The following is an 18,936-nucleotide window of genomic DNA, read 5'->3' on the forward strand; positions in this document are numbered from 1 at the left end:
GAAAAAGCCGCCCAAAATGGACGGCTTGAGCCTCATCGTGATTGATTTTTCTTGGCCGAAATGCATTCAATCATCCCGTTCATTCTCTGGGGGATTTCATGAAGTACCTTATTCTCGCTGCATCACTGTCGCTTATAGCTGGCTGTTCTTCCTTAACCGACGCTCAAGGCTCCTGCCAAACTCAGTATTCTGACTACAGCCAAATGTGGGATTGCATTCGCGGGCGCGTGAAATCCGGCACAGCAGGCATGATGAATAATGATGTCGGAATGCGCTACATGGCTTTCGGTGATAACCTGAACGAGAAATACAAAGCTGGTCTGATCAGCAATTCGGATGCTAAACTGGCTTTATCGCAAGAGTTAGTTCGCGGGAATAGTGATTTCAACGCAAAATACAAGCCAACAACCTGCACAACGCGCCCGGTATTTGGCACATTGCAAACGAGTTGCTACTGATGAACCAAATAGAGCACGACCAGAACGAACCCAAGATCGACCGCGACCCGTTTCCGTGGTGGCTGGGGTGGACGTTGGTTGCGCTGGGTTGGGTCTGGTATCTCTATTTCCGAGACTTCGATTGGCCGTCTCTTGCGCTTGGCGGGTTTACTGTCGGTATGCTGACGTGTTGGGCTATCGAGAAGACGGGGAACCGCATTCCCGATAGCTGGCGGTCAAAGCATTAACGGTTAGGCCTGACCGTGATTTCCAGTGGCGCGCGCCGTTCCTGTCCAAGTACTCGGGGTTGAACGCCGGAACCCGATCCCAAAATCATTGACCGAAGCATATCGCGTTTCTGCGCTGTAATTTGCTTGCGGCTCACGGCCCGATCAAGAATATTCAGCGCCGTTTCTGGATCGGTTTCCGTCAGCGCCTTGCCGACGCGGCTCAGTACCCCAGAGGGCAAGCCTTTAGCTTGGTTCAATCCGCGCATTGCTGTGCCTATTGCGGCGCCCTTCCAGTCGCCGTGCAACAGGCTATTGAACACGCCGGGATCGAATTGCGCCATTTCAGCGGCGTCAGCGAGATTATCCGCTGTTTTTGAACCGCCCATCGCTTCATTTGCCGTTTCGAACATTTTCTGTTCCCGAGCAATTCGGCGTGCCATCTGATTTGCCTTGTCGGGCAAAGCGAAGACAGGAAACTCCTGACCGGTCTTTTCTGTCAGCAACATGCGCGCCTTGTTCGTCGTTGGCGATGCCGAAGCCGCTTCTATCCGTGCAATCCATGGATCGGCATAGCCAGACCGAAAAGCAGCCTGTTCACCGGGGCTCATGCCGGTAAACGTGTCTATGTTGTCGGCTGCTCGCATTCGGCTCGATGCCGCACCGGTTCCGGTATCAATTGCGTCTATCACCTTGCTCTGGCTTTTGAAGGTATCATTCGCCGCCCGATATGCAGGAGACGCTTTTTCTAATGCCTGATCGAGCTGGGCGTTCAACATCCCGAGAACCCGGGCGCGGTTGCCCTCTCCGGCCCTTTGTGCGCGCTGCACTGCATCGCTCACATCGGTTTTCAGGTTCAAGGCACGGGTGAAATCAGAGAGAACCGACTTCCCATCTGTCATCCGGTTCTTGTAACCGGTGAGCGCCTTTTCAATACTGTCTCCTGCGATTTCATCCGCTGGAGAGACAATCTTTTGAACTCCCGGGCGGATAATGTCATCGATATGCTGAATGACTGGCGACAGATCGACCGCACCCGCATTCTGCCGAGCAGCCCGGTAATTCTGATTGGCAAGCGTGTCACGTGCTTCCGTCAAGAAGGCTGACCGCTGCGCCGCTGTATCGGTCGCGCCAAAACCTTCCGCGAGAGTGTTCGCCAACCGGTCTCCCTGCCCAGTCTGGCGTCGAACAAGCTGCTCCATGACTTCCTGTCGGGCCTCGTTCGGATTGCGCACTACCGTAGAAAGCATGCGGCGTCCGGAGTGGCCCAAGGCGTCTGCTACGGTGAACTGATCCTGTCCATCTGCGATAGCGTTCCTGATGGCCTGAGCAACCTTCTCTTTTGAGCTACCCGAACGGCTCAGCGCGGTTTCCAGTGCCTGATCGGCATATTTCTCAGGATTGAGACGGGATGCTATCGGAGCGAGCATTGGTTTTGCAACGGCAGAAACTCCGGCGACCGCCACCGGCGCGGCAACACCAAGAGCACCGCCCGTTAACCCACTATACCCAGCTTGCTCTAGTCTGTTAGCGATCCCACCTTCACCGGAGCCGAAACCTTGACCGGCGCCAAGAATAGCACCGTCAACACCCGAACCGAACGCGACACGCCCGAGACTTTTCCCGGCATTCGCGGCATTGGTCGCCAGCGAAAGGCCACTCCGGGCCAGCCCTGCGCCGCCAGCAACGCCACCGGCCAACTGACCGCCAAAGTGATAACCGAAACGGTTTTCGCTGTCGGCCTGATCGATACCGCGTTGCCGAGCCAGCTCCTGATCGTAGTCGCCCAAATATCCAAAGCCAGTCCCAAGGCCTGCTGCAATCTCATCAGCAAAGCCGAGGGAAAGCATATCGGCTGCTCCGCGCATGGCCGTATCCACTTTGCCCATGAACGAGTTTCGAGCGCTGTCATCGGGATTGCGCACCACGGGGTTCCGTGTCATGACTGACATTTCGTCAAGCCCCTGACGCATTTGCGGCGTGATCTGATCGGCAGTCGTGGCGGTAGGCTGCGATGCGCCAAGGTGACGTTGCAGGGCATCGAAAGCACCCTGCTCGTTGTCGCCCTCGATCTCGTAGACGGAACCGTCAGGCCCGGTAATTTCGAATTTGGCCATCACTGAACCTTCCTAATCGTGTAGCCGTTGATTTGAACGCCGTCGCCGTTCGGTACCTGCTCAGGCCGCTGAGCCTGCGAGCCCGCGCCTACGCCGGCCTGACGCCTCATCTTCACCATTCCCTGCGAAACGGCGTCGCGGAAGTCCTTCAGGGCATTGCGGAAGTCTTCCTCGTTCAGCGCGCGATCCATGCGCGCCATAGCCGCTTCAGCCTTCGCTCCCTCAATTTCGGTGATCTGGCCGCCACCCTTGAGCATACCGAACGCTTGAAGGAACGCGCCGCCCTGGAGCTGGCGGAGGCGGGAAAGTGCATCCCGACCACTGGAGCCAAGCGACCACGAAGGGCGGTATTGATCAACAGGGCCGACGATGGAACTCAACCCGTCAGAGGCAAGAAGGCTGTCAATCTGGGAAATGGTCTGTTCCGCCTGCTGCAAATCGCCGGGAAGAGACGCAGCCGCCTCGCCCTGAGATTTGCCGATAGCGGCCTGCGAAGCTGCTCCTGCCACGTCTTTCGGGATTTGTCCGACCGGCTGGCGGGTGATCGGATCGAGCAATACGAAATGCGTCCCCGCATCAAGCTTAATCGGCTCTTTCGAGAGCGAAACACCTTCGGGCAACTGCGATTGGACAACCTTACCGTTCTTCCCAAGCTGCAACAGGACGGGGTTCCCGTCCTTGTCAACGCCGTACTGCGGGTTAAGGCCCAGATCGCCGGATGGCGCATTCGGGTTGACCGGCAATTCGCGAATTTCGCCGGTGCGCTGATTGTAAAGCCGGTTGTCATCCAGCTTCGACCAGTCAGAGGTTCGCCCACCGAGCGCTATTTCCTGCTCAAGCCTGCGCATCTGAAGTTGCCGCATGGGATCGGCCATTTGCTGGCGCTGTTCCATTTCCTGCTGGAACATCATTTGCGCAATACGTTTCTGTTCCTCAGGGACAAACGGATTGCTCAGAACTTCCCCGAGCAGTTGCAGGCGATTATTGTTCTGCGGCGCGGCTTGTGGCTGTACCAATGCACGATCCATATAAGGCGCGGGCGGGAAATAGCCAGATGCGTTAGCTACCTGCTGCGGAGCCTGTCCTTGCGGAGCCAGAGCGCCGCCGAACGCCACATCGTTCTGGCGTAGCAGTTCAGCAGATGGGCCAGTTGGCGCTTGCGGAGTCGGCTGTTGTGGAAGTGCAGCCATCTGCTGCGGTTGTCCACCTTGAAACTGCATGCCGCTCGCCGCTGACAGTTGCGGATTGCCGGTAAAATCGTACGGAGCAACGGCAGGCGGAGCCGCGACACGCTGCGCGCCTTCATCGACAAATCGCAATCCACCGTCATCATAAGTCAGCTGTGGCCCACCGAATGTAGCGCGAGCGCCGTTGGCCGTTGCGTTCCCTCGCGATGCGTCAGGGTTGTAATCCCCTGCGCGGATCATTGCGCCGCCGACCGGCCCGGTCGCCTGTCTCGCAAACTCGATATCAGCCTGAGTAACATCAGCATTCGGCCCGAAAAGCGCTACAGCTTCGTTCGACGCAGAACCAAGACCGATAGACGGGTCCAGACTGGCAACTTGAACACCCTGCGGCTGCGGCTTATTCCCCGATCCAAGCAATGCAAGCGCCTTCTGACGATGGCCTGTCATCTGGTTTTCCCACTTGTCCCGCACATCGCCCGGAGCGCCGCCGTTATTGGCGTCTGACGCGGTATAGCGGCCCGGAGAACCGGCGTTGATGGTCGAGTATAGGTCAAGCCCGCTCATACCTGGCTTAAATCCCGACGAACGGAAATAGTTGGCAACCGCACCATTCGGGCCAAGCTGCGATGCGATAGGATCATTCCAATCAACACCATATTTTTCAGCCTGCGGTTCCCCGAACTGAATAAGTCCGCGATGCTGGCCGTACTGGGTGCGAGGCCCCGCCTTTGTCGGATCAAAAGTGCCAGCAGTCTCATATGAAATCGCCGTGGCAAGATCTACCGGATCAGCGCCAATAGCCTGTGCTGTCTCGATAATCCCGTTTCGAAGAGCGTCGGCATTCTCACCGAAATTAAACTTGCCTTGAGGAACCGTGCCGGTCGCCGTGGCACTCGTCGGGGAGCCACCAGCGGCAACGGAAGATGGGTATGCTCCGCCAGCACCGCCAAATCCGCTCATAAGCTGACCAAACAGCGCATTGCCCTTCTGACGCTGCTCATCTGCATATTTCTCGCCCTGATTGATACGGCGCTGTTCAAGAGCCGCACCAAGGCCGTCACCCAAGGCATATAGCCATCCGCCCGGACGCGAATAGTCCTGCGGACCACCACTCATGAGCTGCTGGACGCGGCGGCGCGCTTCCTGCAACTGTTCGGGCGTTTTGTAGGCCGTGCCCTGACCGAAAATGAAAGATGGAACCGCCATTTATTTGCCTCCAAGAGCAAGGCCGTAATCGACCTGAAGCAATCCGTCAGGGCGCTTTGAAACAGCTGCTGGCTTTTTCTTCTGAACCTGTTGAGCCAACAGGCCGAGGTGCTTCGGTGCGCCGTCTGGCTCGTCGCGATAATTGTAGAGATAGACGTTCTGGCCTTTGATCTTGCCGACCTTTTCAACGTCCTTCTTGGCGCGCTCATCGGAAAGGAAGCCAGCAGGCAGACCCTTAGCAACCAAACTGCCGAGACCGCCAAGCAGGCCGTTCATCTGGCTCATCTGCTGATTGTACGCGCCCAGATCGTTCGCATATTTCTGCTGAACCAGCCCCGCATAATCGACGGTCGGAATGCCCGAAATCTGAGATCCGCCAAACTGCGGCTTACTGACCTGCCCACCATTCATAAGAGCGGTGATTTCGTTGATCGGTCGAGCGCGTTCCTCATACCGCTCATTTAGAGCCTGTTGGCGCTGCGTGTTGGCCGCGTTGAACTGTGCCAATTGCGAATTCAGCAGCTGATCCAGAAGCGCATTGTTTCCACCAATCGCCGTGTTTTTGTTCTGATACATCTGCTGTTTTGCAGAGTTGCCAAAGCTCGCCTGATCGCGAGAGAGGCCAGCAAGGCGGCTCTGTTCCTGACCGGCTGCAAGAAGCACAGAGGTGCGCTGATCATTCACACCCTGATCAAAATTGCGCATTGCCTCGCGATAGGCCGTAGTTCCCAGCTGAATGCCCTGATTGGCAAGCCTCTGCTCCAGCGCTGCGCGTTCCTGATCGATCTTGGGCTGTAAGCGGCCCATCATCGCATCCTGAACGGCCTGCTTATCGGTTGAAAAATCGTCAATGTAACCGGTCTGTAAATCTGGACCGCTTTCGAACTGCTGATAGTTCGGATTGGTGATTTTTGACGCATCTCCCCCGGCAGGAAGGCCATCCAGATTTATAGGCTGTCCGAGAAGACCTTGAAGCCGCCCCGATTGATCGCGTGCCAGCTGAGCAAGGTTCAGACTTGCTGCATTGTTGGCGTCTGCGATGGCCTGCTGTTCCGGCGAATACGAAACCGTGTCTGTAAATGTCGGGATCTGGTACGATTTACCCGAACTTGGGTCAAAAACCGTCTGTGTTCCTGTTTGCGTCCGCGTCAGCGTGCCATCTGGTGTCACCTGATTTGGTTGCTGAAACCATGCGTTTGCAGTCGCGGTGCTGATATTCGTGCCGGTCTGGGCCGCTGCGGTTTCCTTCGGATCTGGAGCCTTGGGCGCTTTGGGTTTTCCCATACTACACCTGCCTTTTATGGAAGCGGTTCGAACGCCATGCGTCGTCCGTCAGTGTGAAAATGATTTCCGCCTCGTCCCGGCCTCGCAGTCGGGGAATGCGGGTTGAAGTGAAGCCGTAGGCACTCGCAATTCTGCACATGGGTTCGTTTCGTTCCGACACCCGCAAAACGACCATCTGACAGGCGATCTGTTCAAAGGGATAAGTGAACATTGCATGGAGGGTTTTACGTGTCAGCCAACGCTTGCTGACTGAAGCAGCCGACATTTCGATAACGGCGCTTTCGGGACACCAGTTATGATAAACCACCCCCGCAATGAGTTGGCTTCCGTCAACAACACCCATTGTAGTAAAGTTGGCAAACCCGCGCTCACATCCCGGGATATTGGCAGAAACAAAGCTCGCTATGCCCTCGTTGATTTCGGGGCATGCATCCCCTCCGTAGACGATAATCATGCGCTTTGCTCGCCTACTTCAATCTGGACAGTTCCAATGCTTAACTCAGCGTCCAGTGCGAATTGCCCGCCTGAAGTGATCACGCACCCGAGTGCGATGGTATCCCCCGACGCACGGACATTCTGGCGATACCAGAAGTCTTGCCGTTCGCTCACACCATCCCAAACCGCTTGATCCCATAGACCAACATCCCATTCCGAGGAGTTGGCGTTGCCTTCGGAAACAGCACTGTTGACCGGAAAGGACTTATTCATATCAGCGCGGGCGAAGAGCATAACCTTGGGCCTTGCCTTGCCGCGAACCAGTATCCGGGCAAGTGAAGCGGTCTTGCGCTGACCGGTGTTCCCCCCGTTCAGGAACTGCGAAAGATAGACGGCAGTAAAAGTCAGGCCGTCATCGGTCCCGGTAATATCTCCTTGCCATACCGTACCATCGGTCGAGCCGAAGAAAACGCTACCTTGCATTGTCCCGAAGCAGCTTGCGTTCCAATTGGTAGTTATGCCCCACTTTCCGGTCAGGACGTTCAACACAAAGCATCTGTTTTGCACCACGGAATTTTCTGGAAAGGTGATGAAAACAAGATTTCGTTCCGGCCATTGAGTAATTGTCCAACCTGTACCGGTTGCGTTGGCTGCATCGCGCCAATCGTCCTCAATCTCACGACTAACCGAAACAAGGCTTAACGCCTGCCTGTCGCGCTGGAAAACCTGGCTCATGGGAATAAGGCCGTCAGTCGTGGCAATCAGCACATCAGCTCCGGCGCGTATCCAAGCGTTTTTCCCGAGTGGCTTTCCGATCTGATAAACACCCTTCAATGCGAAATCGTCCACACTTTCCGGATTACTGCCTGAATAGACGGCAACTTCGCCCTCTGTTGAAATGAACACGCACATATCGTTGAGGCCGTCGCCGCTTTCAATGGACCAGCTAAAGCCCGTCAGAAGCGACCCGCCCTTTTTCATAACACCTCCAAGAGGCCACGGTTTCGCCTCTCCACCGAAGGAATTCAGCGGAAGGTAATAGGCATCCATGCTGGCGTTCTTCAGGAAGAATTCCCGGTTCTTGAATAGCCAGACATAATTCAGTTGGCTTGTGGTTGTGGTATCGCCAGTAGCAAAGGTAATCGCCGGGGTCGTAACCCAATCGTTCCCGTTATAAAGCTGCCGAGGGTCCGAGCCGTTTACGCAGACCATCATCGACGCCCCTTGGGAGGTATGCTGTACCGCTGTCCAAAGGCCAGATGTTTGCCCTGCAAGACTAGCGGGCGTCAGAGCCGGTGGCGCAGGCGGGCTGCTCACGTCAAAAATGCCCGTATCGGTCGCCATGAACAGCTTATCAACTCCGCCATAACGGTAATTGAAAGCTGACTGGACATTTCCCAAGCCATCAAGCAATGCACGTTTCACCGAACCGCCGCGCACCCGCGCGCCCTTTAAAGTTGGCCATAGATTGAGCAGGACAGAAGCAGAGCCCGCGGTTGGTTGAAGCAAATCGGTGTTTGTTACCAATCCGCCATTTGGTGCGGGGAACGTGATCGGCGTGCCGGTCTGCGCGCTTGCGCCGGGATTAGACGATTTTAACGGCGAAGGTTTGCGGTTTGGGCGAAGTGTCATTGCGGGTCTCCCCGATCTGCTGCCAGTTCCAAGGCGAAATCGGCTTCGAATTCGGCCATCTGATCATCGAAACTCAGGCCCTTTTGCCTCCTCCAGCGCCAAATAATACCCTTGGTGAGCACGCGGTCAGGAAACTGGGTGGCATTGTCGTCTTTTGTGATGATTGACCGCTCGTTATTGCCGTCTTTCAACCAATTCTTGGAAACGTAAAAGAATTGGGCCGATACCGACGATCCAATGGGAGAAAAGCTCGCCCGTCCACCATTCAGATAGAAGAACGGAACTTCTGACGACGAGCTCTGAACAACACGCCACATGCTTTCGTTTGTGATCTGGCGTGCGAAATCTCCAGACTGGAGTTGAACAGCGCCGCCAGCAGCCAAACGCTGAAAATCTTCTGGCAAGGGAAACGGATTATTCGTAACCGGTACTGTTTTTCCCATTCTCGACCAGTCGCCCCGGCGAGCAATTTCCTCTCCGGCTTCCTGCGCGAATTCAAGCATCGTCTGCGCGTTCGGGTCGGTGTTGCCCACTACCGTGTCGAAACGGTCGAGCGAGACAACATCGCAAACTGCATTGATTGCGGAAAGTATCGTCATGGCGTCACCCCACCAATCCGCACGCGGTTTTGGCCGAACCGTGCACGCTCATCATCGCTGCGCAAATCGCTGAGCATCTGCGTCTTGATACCTGCCGCAGCAGCCGCGCCTTGGGCGTCTTTCGCCCATATCGAGATTTCTTCAACGACCGCGTAGAGGTAAACGTCAGGTGCGGTTTCCAGCAGCCAGTTTGTCTTGTTCGCGCGCGTCAGGCCCGAAATTTTCCCGTAGAAACTGAACGTCAGAACGCCACTCCAGACGGGCCGGATAATCACATTTCGCCCCTGAACTGCGAATGCAAAAGGCACGTCCGGGCATCCTTGAGCGACACTTTCGAGCGCCTGAATAGAATAAGAGCGCAAAACTCTGCCAGATGCCGTCTGCACCGAACGGGCTTCCAGAAAGCCTTCAGGCAACGACCCGGAGCCGTCCACAACAATGACGGGTTCTGTCCGCTCCATATCGGCAACGCGCAGTTGACGATTGAGCTTCATTTCAGCAAGCCCAACGAGACGCGGGAAAATATGAGCAAAGTCGTTGCGGCCAACATATTCACCAGCCGTCACCAACAGATCAGCGTAGTCTGCGATCATATCTTGTCTCTTGTCCGCCACTTGGCGTTGTCGGAGTTCTGGAGATAGCGGCGAATATAATCGTCATCACCGACACGAACGGCAGGCAACAGATCGCGGTAAAAGACATTCAAGGGAATTGAGGCAACCTTTGCGAAGTCGCCCCATTTCCGTCCCTCGCTACGTTCCGCCGTGTTCTGATCCAGAAGCGCATCGGTCGCGTAGTATTCTGTCTTCACCGCACCATAGTTCTCGTCAATGTCGTACCAGATGCGCCGAAATCCGCGCACCGGGTCATCCTCGATCACTTCGCCGTGGCGATAAGGGCGATCAAGCTTCATCGTCTGGCAGCTCTGCCTTGCGCGAATTGACAAGCTTTCTCGCGACAGAAATAGGCAGTTCGTGGACTTCACCCGGCTTGAGTTTCACGCCGCTTTCCGGGAAATATCCGCGAAGCAAGAGGACGGACAAGGTTGGCTCGCCTTTTGCTGGTTCTGTCGCCACTGGTTTCTGATTATCACTCATTGGTGCTCTTCCTTGTTGAAACGAAAAACGGAGGCCTAAGCCCCCGTTCAAGTTCTTCATTCAGAGGCCCGATTAGGCCGCTTCAACGTCCGCAATAGCGCCGCTGGATGCTTCGTTCTTGGCGACCAGCGTCCATTCGCAGTTGACCAGACGCTTTTCATTGTCACCGGTCTTTGCGAGAGGCTTCTGGTTGATGCCGCGAAGGAAGCCCACTTCCCACATTTCGGGATCGAGAAGCGCCACGTCACGCGGGCTCTGCCAAGGATTGGCGATTGCGGAGAGATATCCGAAATCACCCTGATACACGTCAGCTGCGCCAACGATGACGGCCTGCGCATCGCCCGTACGCTTTGCCGGTGCGTCAGCACGGATGGCAGCAATACCGGTGAACTTGGAGAAGGTCTTTTTCAGCGAAGAATGCATCATGATGACGGTCGGCTTTGCGCCGTTGTCGAATGCAGACTGCTGAACGTTCTTCACCTGATCCTCAGCGAAGGCGCGAAGCGTGCCGTCAGTCGGAGCGACAGTCAGGCCGGTAGCTTCGTCATAACCGCCGTCCGCGCCGGTTGCGCCGCGATCCGTATTCGTGGAAAGCCAAGTCCAGAGAGAACCCGACTGACGAACCGGATTTGCGTTGCTGCCAGCCGAGGAAGCCTGCTTGGTTCCGACCATGGCAAATTCCATGTCTCGGGCAAGTTCCTTGGCCTTCTTGACGGTCTGTCGCTTGATTTCAGACTTACGCCCATACTTCTTCACCGCTTCAGCGGTATCGGAAATCATGAACGTTTCATCCGAAATCTGGCAGTAGTTGCCCACTTCCTTGGTCGGCTCGACTGGCTGGAAGGTCGCTTCGTTGCCTTCAGGCTTGGCATTCGAAGCCGGAGCACGAAGCGTATCGGTCTGCCACTGATGTTTCGTTGCCGAAACGTCATAGGTCGTGCCGATGAGCTTCTGGAAAGGGCATTCTTCCTTGGCGACGGTATAGATCACGTCGCGGAAGTCTTCTGCCTTGCCCTTGATATCATAGGTATCGGTAGTGCCTGCTGCTTGAGCCATTGTTTTGTCTCCTGTGGAAAACGGCTCTAGCTCCAGTCGAATGCATCGAGCGCTTTCTTGGCGCTATCGACGGAGCGAGATTGTTTGAAACTTTGCAGCGCCTTGCTGGACGGGTTCAGAGAAGGACGGTTCTTTCCTGGCTTCAGTGCCGGAGCGCTTTCCAGCTTCTTCTTGCCTGCCTTCTGCTGTTCAATCGCCTTGAGACCGATCCTTGCGTAATAGGCGAGCTTCAACATGCGATGATCCACAACCGTGTTCAGTTCTTCGGTTGTAAAGCCGAGCTGCGCAGCGGTTTCCGCAACATCCTTGTTGAAGGCTTCTCGCTTTTCAGCGTTCTTGATGTGAGGGAATGCCGCCTCCAGAGCTTCATTTTCGGCTGCAAGCCGCTTCTGATGCTGCTGATAGGTGAAGTGATCCCCTTGCACTTCGGCCTGTTTCCGAGCCGAAAGGATGGTCTGCAACTCTCCAACCGCGCTTTCATACATGGCCTTCTGGCGTGTGTATTCGGCTGGGTTGGTCATTGCCAGCGTGGCTGACGGTTCTTCCGGCAATCGACTTGCCAGATAGTCAACCAGTCCGTCGAGCGTGGTCTGCAATTGCTGATGCTGACGGGAAAACGCCGTTTCCTGTTCAACCAGATTGTGAAGCTTTGTTTCAGCTTCCTTCCGCTGATTTGCAAGTTCCTGCGTCTTCTTTTGATAGTCGCCCTGCCGAAGATATCCGCCCTTCAATTCCTTGAGGGAAATTTCAGTACCATCGGCAAGCGTGACCATGGTTTCCGCGTCTGGATCGGGTTCGTCTCCGTCACCGTCCTCGTCGTGTTCTCCATCGTCTTCATTCCCGGTCTCTTCGCCGTTTTCCAAGGCGTCACCCGTCTCGTCGTCGTCGGTGGCAGGTTCCTTGCCTGATTTGCCGGAGTTGGGCGCGTCGGCCTCTCCTTCATCGTCAAACATGGCTTCAAGCGCCGTGTCGAGAGCGTCAGAGGGTTGTGCGTTATCACTCCCGCCAGCTGGCAGGTTGGTGTTTTCGCCGTCCATTTTGGTATTTCCTTTGTCGGGTGAGTGCGCGGCTTATGCCACTGCACCTCTGCGCACCGGTTTAGCTGTGCCTTGATTGGCCAAGGCCTTTAGCTTCGTGCGCAAAGCTCTGATTGCACGCACTTCGGCACAAAATGCCTGTCGTGCTTCGTGATCGTTGTGAGCGGCATAAACCGCGTTGTTGGTTGCGTCCCGCTCCAGTTCATCGAACAGCCGGACAATCAGCGGGTGTTCAATGAGAAAGCCTGCATCGTTACTATCGGTGCTCATCAGATCGCCCTCCCCTGACCAAGTGCCAAGGCGAAGGCCGAGGCTTGTGATTTCTTGATTTCGAGATCAGCGCGGTACATGGCAACACGCTCCTGCGAGGCGATCTTTTCACGCTCGATTGCAAGCATCCCGTCAAGTTTCTGCTGCTCCAGATATGCCCGCCGCTCGTCGCGCTGTGCGTCTGCCGCCCGCTTTTGCGCATTGTCCTCTGACGTTCGCATCATTTCCGCCTGCTTTATCTGGCGGTTTGCCTCAACACGTGCCTGCTCGCGAGTAACGGCAGTTTTCGCCCGGGCTTCTTCGAGCTCGATAGCGTTCTTGTGCTTGACTGCTTCCGGATCGGGACGATTGCGGGCCGCTTCCTCAAGTTTTGCGATTTCGTCTTCGCTTGGTTTGTTGAAATACAGGCTGACTGTCTTCAAACCAGCCGCTTCAACCATGCGAGAAACAGCATTCCAGAGGTTCATCGGCTTAACAAACGGATTATCGACCGCTCCGAAACTGGCGAGCAGCTTCTCTTGAAGTCCCATAACCATCTGAAGGGCCATCATGTCCCGTTCCCGCGTGCCAGCACCCAGACCAGTGTTTACGGATGCGTCCATGCTCGCATCCCAATATCTGGGATCGAATGTCACCCATTCATCGCGAAGGCGCACTGTGCGCGGCTTGTCCTGATGCTGGACAATCAGGCGCAACACTCCCTTGAATACCCGCTGTAGGCCTTTGGCGAAGTTGTTCACCACCATTTCAGTCTGGGCTATGCCTGACTGTTCAATCATTGCGGAGGCCTTGGCCGTGGTGTTCTGCAACGCATCAGGAGCAAGGCCACTCGCCGCGTCAGAAATGCCGGTTCGGTCGGTTACAACCTCATCCATGTACCCCAGCATCTGGAAAGACTGAGCCGCCACAAATGGAACTGTGCTGTAGCCTACTGCGTCCGCAACGCTCTTGCCACTTTTGACCCGGATCGGCTCACCAAAACGTGGGTTGGTCACGCTTTCCGGGTTTTCAACACTGTCATTCTGAACAATCGGCTGGAGGTTGTTCTGCCAGTAAATGTTGTCCAGCGTATTGCGAAGCAGCACCGTTTTGATCCGCTGAACTTCCTCAATGTCATCTGGGATCGACCGGCCTTCCCACTGATGCGGCTCTCGCTCCGCAACCAGATCACCAAACGGCACCATGTCATCCCATGGCTCATTTTCGATTATGTGTTCTTCGCCACGACCACCGGCCATAATGACCCGACGCAGTTCCGCTATGCCATCACCGTCATAATCGACGCGCACAAAACTTTCGACCACTTCGATTTCATCAATCGACGGGTGATGACCTTGCGAAGTCGTGCCGACAACCCGCTTGTTCTCGCTATCCTCTTCCAGATCGAGCAGATCAGCCCCATCAGCGGCGGAAAGCGCTTCAATGACTGTCTTGCTGTAGCCTGCCTCAATCAGTTCCCCACGGCGCTTTGTTGTGACATGAGCCACGATAGGACTGTCATCAATGCACTTGGCGTCGGGATGAATGCGAAACTCACTGCGCGGCACGCATTCCAGAACCACCCGCTTGTTCTCAATCTTCCGCTTTACCTGAAGCGTGTAATACCCGTCTGGAGACTGATCCGCGCCGACAATTTCGAGGCTGTCGTCAGCAACGAGAATGTACGCTGCTTCTTCGTCCAGCCCCTCATGCGTCGTGGTTTGCGTTTCGCGCTGTTTTTCTACAAACCATTTCAGCACTCCGTTTCGCTTCAGAAGTGCATCATGCATGGCGTCATAGATTGCTTGCTGACCGCCGCTTTCAGGGAGAACGATATAGTTCACATAGTCGGTCGCCTGTTCCGCGCCTTCCTCATCACCTGAGGCAACAGGGGCATATTCTACTGTCTTGTCCGAACTGAAGAACACACGATAGACAGACGGCAGCATCTTTTTGATGGTTGCACGAACGTCTTTCGAAATGGCCTTGGAACGCCCTTCATCAGAAGGCGTATCCTTCATATCGCCATCATAGTATTCCTGCGCTCGCTGCAAGTCGGGCTTGATATGACCGTCATAATAATTGTCGCAGTCATCCAGCAACCCGCCGACGATACCGGCAAGTTCTTCATTCGTCATTTTTGGCATAGATCAAACCACCTTACGAGGCGTGAATTTCCAGCTGGTTGCCGGTGTGTAAACCGTCGCAAATCGCAGCATCATCAATGCGTAGCGAGAGGCGGAAATCGTATCGTCCCGCTCTTTCACTACCTGTCCGTTCTTCCGGTGATACAGACGGCGCTCCTCATGCCAGTGCGGACATGTCCGAAACACCTTCCAGCGACCGGTCTGCATCCGGCTCAGCATATCCATCAAGCCAGCTTCAACGCTGTTCGATCCATCCTCAAACGTTGCCCTTTCCGGCAAGAGATTGAGGCTTTGTTCCCGATACTGCGTTGCAAGGTTCTTGCCTGCCGCCACATCATTGTTGCCATCGTGCGGCCACGCCCACGGCAACCAGTCACCCCAAGGCTTCAAGGCTGCTGCATGAATTACCGGTGTTGCCTGGCTCTGCCGATAATCCTTCGTGACATACACCACGTCCGCGTCACGATCCCACGCGAGGCTTACGGCAGCAGTCGGGTGATCCCAACCAAAATCCATTCCACCGATTTGCGGCCAATGAGCCGGGATTTCGAACGGCTCAACCGTGATATCCTCTTCCAGAACAGGGAAGATAAGACCACTTCCGAGTGTCGGAATGCCTTTCGCTCTCGCTTCTCTTTCGTGCGCCGGATAGCTCGCAATGATCTTTGCGCGCTCCTCTGGCGAGTAGTGCTCCGCGTCGTCAATCGTCATCGAAATGACCTTGCGGGACTCGGTAGCCATGTCGTCGGCTGCTGGCATGACAAACCTCGAAACAACCGTGGACATCCCAAGCAACGGCGTGAATGTGGTCTGTGCGAACTGTCCGCGCTGGCCGTTGTTCGTTCGGGTCAGGCCCTCGCTGTAAATGTCTTCCGGTGGCTCTTCATCGAACCATACGCCGTCAACAGTCGGCCCCTGCCACTTCTCACGGCCCTTTTCGTAAGCCTTGAACGACAAAAGCGCTTCATCTGCCTGTACGTCACCACCACCGCCCCATCGCACCACAATGCTATCGAGCAGATTGGGAACGCCCATCGCTCTTGTGCGTGACACGATACAGTCAGCCGGGATAAACCCCGTTCCCCATTGCTCCTCAATCGCTGGCGGGCCTACCAGAATGCGTTGCGGATTGTCCCGAGTGCTTTCACCGGTAACAGAACCAGCCCACAGCACCGGGGCCTTGTCGAAAGTTGCGCCTTCCCACCAGTCAGGATAACGACCGGTCAAATGAATGGCCCATTCCGCGCCGCCTGCTATCGTCTTTCCGAGCTGGTTGCCTGCCATGAACAGGCGCTCAGATTTCGTTGCGCCCGCTGCGTGAAACTCTTTCTGTTTCGCATATGGCGCGTAGCTCTTGAGCTTATTTGTCCTCTTCCGGCGCTCCAGTTCCGCCAGCAGCGATTGCAACTCCTGCTTTTCCGAGTAATTCAGCAATTCGAGCATTCAACTGTTCCTCTGGCGTGGTCTGGAGAGAGCCAGAAACATTCAGGTCAAGCTTTTCGCTGTACTTTTTCGGGCGGAGCTTGCCAGCCATCCATTTGCGCGCCTCGACACGCAAAGATGAGCGTTGAACGGCCTCCTTGTTGAAGACCTCGCCGATGACTTCGCCGTCCTTGTTCGTCTTTTCCATCCAGTCATTGCGGCCATCGTCGGCAATCGACAGGATTTCATCAAAAAGCGTGTCTGCCTGAGCCTCGCGTGCGCGTGCGTACTGGTCAGCAAATTCATTGAACCGGGACAACCATTTGAAAACGGTCGTGCGAGAAGGCATTCCCTGATCGTCGCAAATGGTCCGAAGGCTTTCACCGTCTGCAATGCGCTCACAAATCAGGTCCGCTATCTCCTGCGTATAGTCTGAAGGCCTACCGGGCTTTGGTGCTTCCTCTGTCATGCTCGCGCCTCGTATGGCTCGATATCCGCGAAAAGGACTCCTTCAGCGCATGGCTTCCATACAGTGCCGTCATCAGACTTCACTGCATATTCGCAACCGGCGAAGCGGCCAGCCTCGTCTTGAACATCGCGGATTAGATAGACGCCCTGCTCGGTTTCGTGTCTACGCACATTGCGAACGCTGTTCATGTTCAACTCTTTCTGGCCTTGAGAACCACACGACGCGACGGGAGATAAGCCACGCCCTCACGATCAATGAGAATTGGTTTGTCCTTTTTCAGTGGTTCAAATCCAGCAAAGGGGAATGGCCAAATCTGCCCCGGCTTTCGATTAACCCACCCGAGGAAACGCAGAATGCATCTGAACATTACTTGCACCGGCTATCGCTGAGATAGTCCACGAAACCGCAATGGCTCTGATAACGAGACGCACAAGCGGACAGCCCAACCAGCAGGATCAACGCGCAAATTTGCATCTTGCTCATTCGTCAATCTCGCTCATCGTCGTGTTGAGACGGTACTGGAGCCGGGACACTGCGCCGAGACGCAATGGCGCGTTGTCGGTCGGCGTGTATCCACTCTCAAATGTTCCGTCCGCCTTGCAAGAAGCATAAGCCAGGTCAACTATCTCGCCTGCCTCGGCAGCGGCAAGAAGCTCCCGCGCCATCTCAACGACTTCCTGCTTCCGGTACTCCCGAGTATCGAAACCGACCACCTTCAAAACAGTCATGCCGCAATCCTCATTCTGTGCTGGATCATTACCGGGCTTGCTTCACTTATCGCCTATTATGCGGGGAGCCACCCCGGAGCGGGAGCGATGGTTCTAAGCCGCGAATGAAGCCTTGGCCCTAGCGCCCGGTGGTCTAGGTCAGAATTCCCCGCTCCCATTTTGTGTGTATTATCTTACACATTTCACTTGACTACATTTGGCTGTTTGTGTATTTATATACACATCGAAACAACACGGAGGGCCGATGCTACGAGACAGCAAAAAGATTGTGAAACGCCTTGAAAGCGAAGGGTTCGAACTAATCTCGGTGAAAGGTTCTCACCACAAGTTCAGAAAAGGGGATCGAACCGTGATAGTTCCCCACCCTAAGAAAGACCTTCCACAAGGAACGGCAAAGGCGATAGCGAAACAGGCGGGCTGGGAATAACCAGCCTGCCAATCCGCAAAGCAATCTCGACCGTCTGAGGCTCACCCTCTGCCCCACACAAAGGAACACAGGATGAAACACTATTTCGCATTAGTGCATAAGGATGCAGACAGCGCTTACGGTATTCAGTTTCCTGATATACCGGGCGTCTTTTCGGCTTCCGATGATGCTGACGATATCGTCAAGAACGCGATTGAAGCCCTTCAGCTTTTTGCAGAAGACGAAGCCCTGCCCGATCCGTCCAGTCACGCCGATATCGTTTCTCGCGATGACGTGCGGGCCGAACTCAACGCCGGGGCCTATCTGGTTTCCGTTCCGTTCATTGAGGACGACAGCGCCGTGGTGCGCGTGAACGTCACTTTTGAACGCGGCGTCCTCAAAGCCATTGACGCCGTAGCAAAGGATCGCGGATTAACGCGCTCATCTTTCTTGGCTCAAGCTGCCCGACACGAAATCGAGGTGGGCGTTTAATCGCCTGCCTCTCCAAATGGAAAGCCGCCATGTACCCTTGCGCTATCGATAAGCAAAGGAAGAGGTGACGGCCATGTCATGTATGCGATCCCCTAATGGTAGTCTCACCCTCAGAAGGCCGGGCATTTAACACGCTGGCTTCGGTGAGACACCCGCCAACCCATAGCACCTAGATCGCATTCTGTGTGCGCCGAGCGCCAAAACTCTCGGTAACTCTACACCCTTGCGGGGAGGACGGCCTTGGCATTCACCGCGTCTCGCACATTCAGCGAAGATTGCCCCCGGCTCATAGTCTTTGCTTGCTTTCGCGAGCCTTGAGGAGTTCCGGCGCATACAATCTTCATTCCGATGAGGCATGGCCTCGAATTCAGACGATGGTTATTTTTCGTCGCCATCGTGAACGACGCGCAATCTTTTGCAGCTAGCCGATTACGGTACGGTCCTTTCCCGCGTCACCCTCATAACACCACACCGAGACCAGATGAGGGGCCAGTGGCTCGGAATTGGTAAGGCCCGATGCTGGTAACATCGGGCCTTGGATTTGCCAGCGTGTTTCGGGCCGAGGTGAATAGCCCCTAGATTTGTAGACGCCTTCTCCCCTAAATCTGAGGCAGGAGGCCTACATGGGCAAAGGCAATTTCACGGAAGAGTTCAAGCGCGACGCGGTGCGTCAGATCACCGAGCGTGGCTATCCGGTAGCGGAGGTCTC

22 protein-coding genes are annotated in these 18,936 nt (G+C 55.4%); 5 read left to right on the forward strand and 17 right to left on the reverse strand.

Annotated elements, in window-relative coordinates; translation table 11 throughout:
- Window positions 1-98: 98 nt before the first annotated feature.
- Window positions 99-458: a hypothetical protein gene (locus FJQ48_RS11985; RefSeq protein WP_139975341.1), complete on the forward strand. Its 360-nt coding sequence runs from the start codon at window positions 99-101 to the stop codon at window positions 456-458.
- Window positions 458-685 (forward strand): hypothetical protein, encoded by a 228-nt coding sequence (locus FJQ48_RS11990; protein WP_139975342.1) that lies wholly within the window; start codon window positions 458-460, stop codon window positions 683-685. The genes FJQ48_RS11985 and FJQ48_RS11990 overlap by 1 nt, the downstream gene beginning before the upstream one ends.
- On the opposite strand, the gene FJQ48_RS11995 is transcribed toward FJQ48_RS11990, so the two are convergent.
- The 17 genes from FJQ48_RS11995 to FJQ48_RS12075 all read right to left on the reverse strand — a co-directional run bounded on the left by FJQ48_RS11995 (window position 682) and on the right by FJQ48_RS12075 (window position 17,329).
- Window positions 682-2,781 (reverse strand): hypothetical protein, encoded by a 2,100-nt coding sequence (locus FJQ48_RS11995; RefSeq protein ID WP_180350195.1) that lies wholly within the window; start codon window positions 2,779-2,781, stop codon window positions 682-684. The genes FJQ48_RS11990 and FJQ48_RS11995 overlap by 4 nt on opposite strands.
- A complete protein-coding gene (locus FJQ48_RS12000; RefSeq protein ID WP_139975343.1) occupies window positions 2,781-5,174 on the reverse strand; it encodes a hypothetical protein in 2,394 nt (797 codons plus the stop codon). Before FJQ48_RS12000 ends, FJQ48_RS11995 begins: the two co-directional genes overlap by 1 nt.
- Window positions 5,175-6,458 (reverse strand): tail fiber domain-containing protein, encoded by a 1,284-nt coding sequence (locus FJQ48_RS12005; protein ID WP_139975344.1) that lies wholly within the window; start codon window positions 6,456-6,458, stop codon window positions 5,175-5,177.
- A 1-nt stretch (window position 6,459) separates the two neighbouring features.
- Complete coding sequence (locus FJQ48_RS12010; protein WP_139975345.1) at window positions 6,460-6,912, reverse strand: GNAT family protein; 453 nt, start codon at window positions 6,910-6,912, stop codon at window positions 6,460-6,462.
- Complete coding sequence (locus tag FJQ48_RS12015) at window positions 6,909-8,525, reverse strand: hypothetical protein (RefSeq protein WP_247870365.1); 1,617 nt, start codon at window positions 8,523-8,525, stop codon at window positions 6,909-6,911. The genes FJQ48_RS12010 and FJQ48_RS12015 overlap by 4 nt, the downstream gene beginning before the upstream one ends.
- The gene (locus FJQ48_RS12020; RefSeq protein ID WP_139975346.1) at window positions 8,522-9,124 is read right to left on the reverse strand and encodes a hypothetical protein; all 603 of its coding nucleotides are present in this window, start codon (window positions 9,122-9,124) and stop codon (window positions 8,522-8,524) included. The genes FJQ48_RS12015 and FJQ48_RS12020 overlap by 4 nt, the downstream gene beginning before the upstream one ends.
- Window positions 9,121-9,717: a hypothetical protein gene (locus FJQ48_RS12025; RefSeq protein ID WP_139975347.1), complete on the reverse strand. Its 597-nt coding sequence runs from the start codon at window positions 9,715-9,717 to the stop codon at window positions 9,121-9,123. Before FJQ48_RS12025 ends, FJQ48_RS12020 begins: the two co-directional genes overlap by 4 nt.
- On the reverse strand, window positions 9,714-10,037 hold the full coding sequence (locus tag FJQ48_RS12030) for a hypothetical protein (RefSeq protein WP_139975348.1): 324 nt from the start codon (window positions 10,035-10,037) through the stop codon (window positions 9,714-9,716). The genes FJQ48_RS12025 and FJQ48_RS12030 overlap by 4 nt, the downstream gene beginning before the upstream one ends.
- A complete protein-coding gene (locus FJQ48_RS12035) occupies window positions 10,027-10,221 on the reverse strand; it encodes a hypothetical protein (protein WP_139975349.1) in 195 nt (64 codons plus the stop codon). The genes FJQ48_RS12030 and FJQ48_RS12035 overlap by 11 nt, the downstream gene beginning before the upstream one ends.
- 72 nt (window positions 10,222-10,293) lie before the next feature.
- Window positions 10,294-11,277, reverse strand: coding sequence for a DUF5309 domain-containing protein (locus tag FJQ48_RS12040; RefSeq protein WP_139975350.1), 984 nt, complete (start codon window positions 11,275-11,277; stop codon window positions 10,294-10,296).
- 26 nt (window positions 11,278-11,303) lie between these two features.
- Window positions 11,304-12,314, reverse strand: a complete 1,011-nt coding sequence (locus FJQ48_RS12045) for a hypothetical protein (RefSeq protein WP_139975351.1) — start codon at window positions 12,312-12,314, stop codon at window positions 11,304-11,306.
- A 33-nt stretch (window positions 12,315-12,347) separates the two neighbouring features.
- Window positions 12,348-12,584: a hypothetical protein gene (locus FJQ48_RS12050; protein ID WP_139975352.1), complete on the reverse strand. Its 237-nt coding sequence runs from the start codon at window positions 12,582-12,584 to the stop codon at window positions 12,348-12,350.
- On the reverse strand, window positions 12,584-14,710 hold the full coding sequence (locus tag FJQ48_RS12055) for a phage portal protein (protein ID WP_139975353.1): 2,127 nt from the start codon (window positions 14,708-14,710) through the stop codon (window positions 12,584-12,586). The genes FJQ48_RS12050 and FJQ48_RS12055 overlap by 1 nt, the downstream gene beginning before the upstream one ends.
- Before the next feature lie 3 nt (window positions 14,711-14,713).
- Window positions 14,714-16,153, reverse strand: a complete 1,440-nt coding sequence (locus FJQ48_RS12060; protein WP_139975354.1) for a terminase family protein — start codon at window positions 16,151-16,153, stop codon at window positions 14,714-14,716.
- On the reverse strand, window positions 16,071-16,601 hold the full coding sequence (locus FJQ48_RS12065) for a terminase small subunit protein (RefSeq protein WP_210236257.1): 531 nt from the start codon (window positions 16,599-16,601) through the stop codon (window positions 16,071-16,073). The genes FJQ48_RS12060 and FJQ48_RS12065 overlap by 83 nt, the downstream gene beginning before the upstream one ends.
- On the reverse strand, window positions 16,598-16,789 hold the full coding sequence (locus tag FJQ48_RS12070) for a hypothetical protein (protein ID WP_139975355.1): 192 nt from the start codon (window positions 16,787-16,789) through the stop codon (window positions 16,598-16,600). The genes FJQ48_RS12065 and FJQ48_RS12070 overlap by 4 nt, the downstream gene beginning before the upstream one ends.
- A 291-nt stretch (window positions 16,790-17,080) precedes the next feature.
- Window positions 17,081-17,329: a hypothetical protein gene (locus tag FJQ48_RS12075; protein WP_139975356.1), complete on the reverse strand. Its 249-nt coding sequence runs from the start codon at window positions 17,327-17,329 to the stop codon at window positions 17,081-17,083.
- Window positions 17,330-17,573: 244 nt separating this feature from the next.
- On the opposite strand from FJQ48_RS12075, the gene FJQ48_RS12080 reads away from it, so the two are divergent.
- The 3 genes from FJQ48_RS12080 to FJQ48_RS12090 all read left to right on the forward strand — a co-directional run.
- On the forward strand, window positions 17,574-17,756 hold the full coding sequence (locus FJQ48_RS12080; RefSeq protein ID WP_139975357.1) for a type II toxin-antitoxin system HicA family toxin: 183 nt from the start codon (window positions 17,574-17,576) through the stop codon (window positions 17,754-17,756).
- Window positions 17,757-17,828: 72 nt separating this feature from the next.
- A complete protein-coding gene (locus tag FJQ48_RS12085; RefSeq protein WP_139975358.1) occupies window positions 17,829-18,227 on the forward strand; it encodes a type II toxin-antitoxin system HicB family antitoxin in 399 nt (132 codons plus the stop codon).
- Window positions 18,228-18,850: 623 nt separating this feature from the next.
- A partial coding sequence (locus FJQ48_RS12090) for a transposase (RefSeq protein ID WP_139974912.1) occupies window positions 18,851-18,936 on the forward strand: 86 nt, incomplete at its 3' end.

Source organism: Ochrobactrum sp. CGA5 (genome assembly GCF_006345815.1).
GTDB lineage: Bacteria > Pseudomonadota > Alphaproteobacteria > Rhizobiales > Rhizobiaceae > Brucella.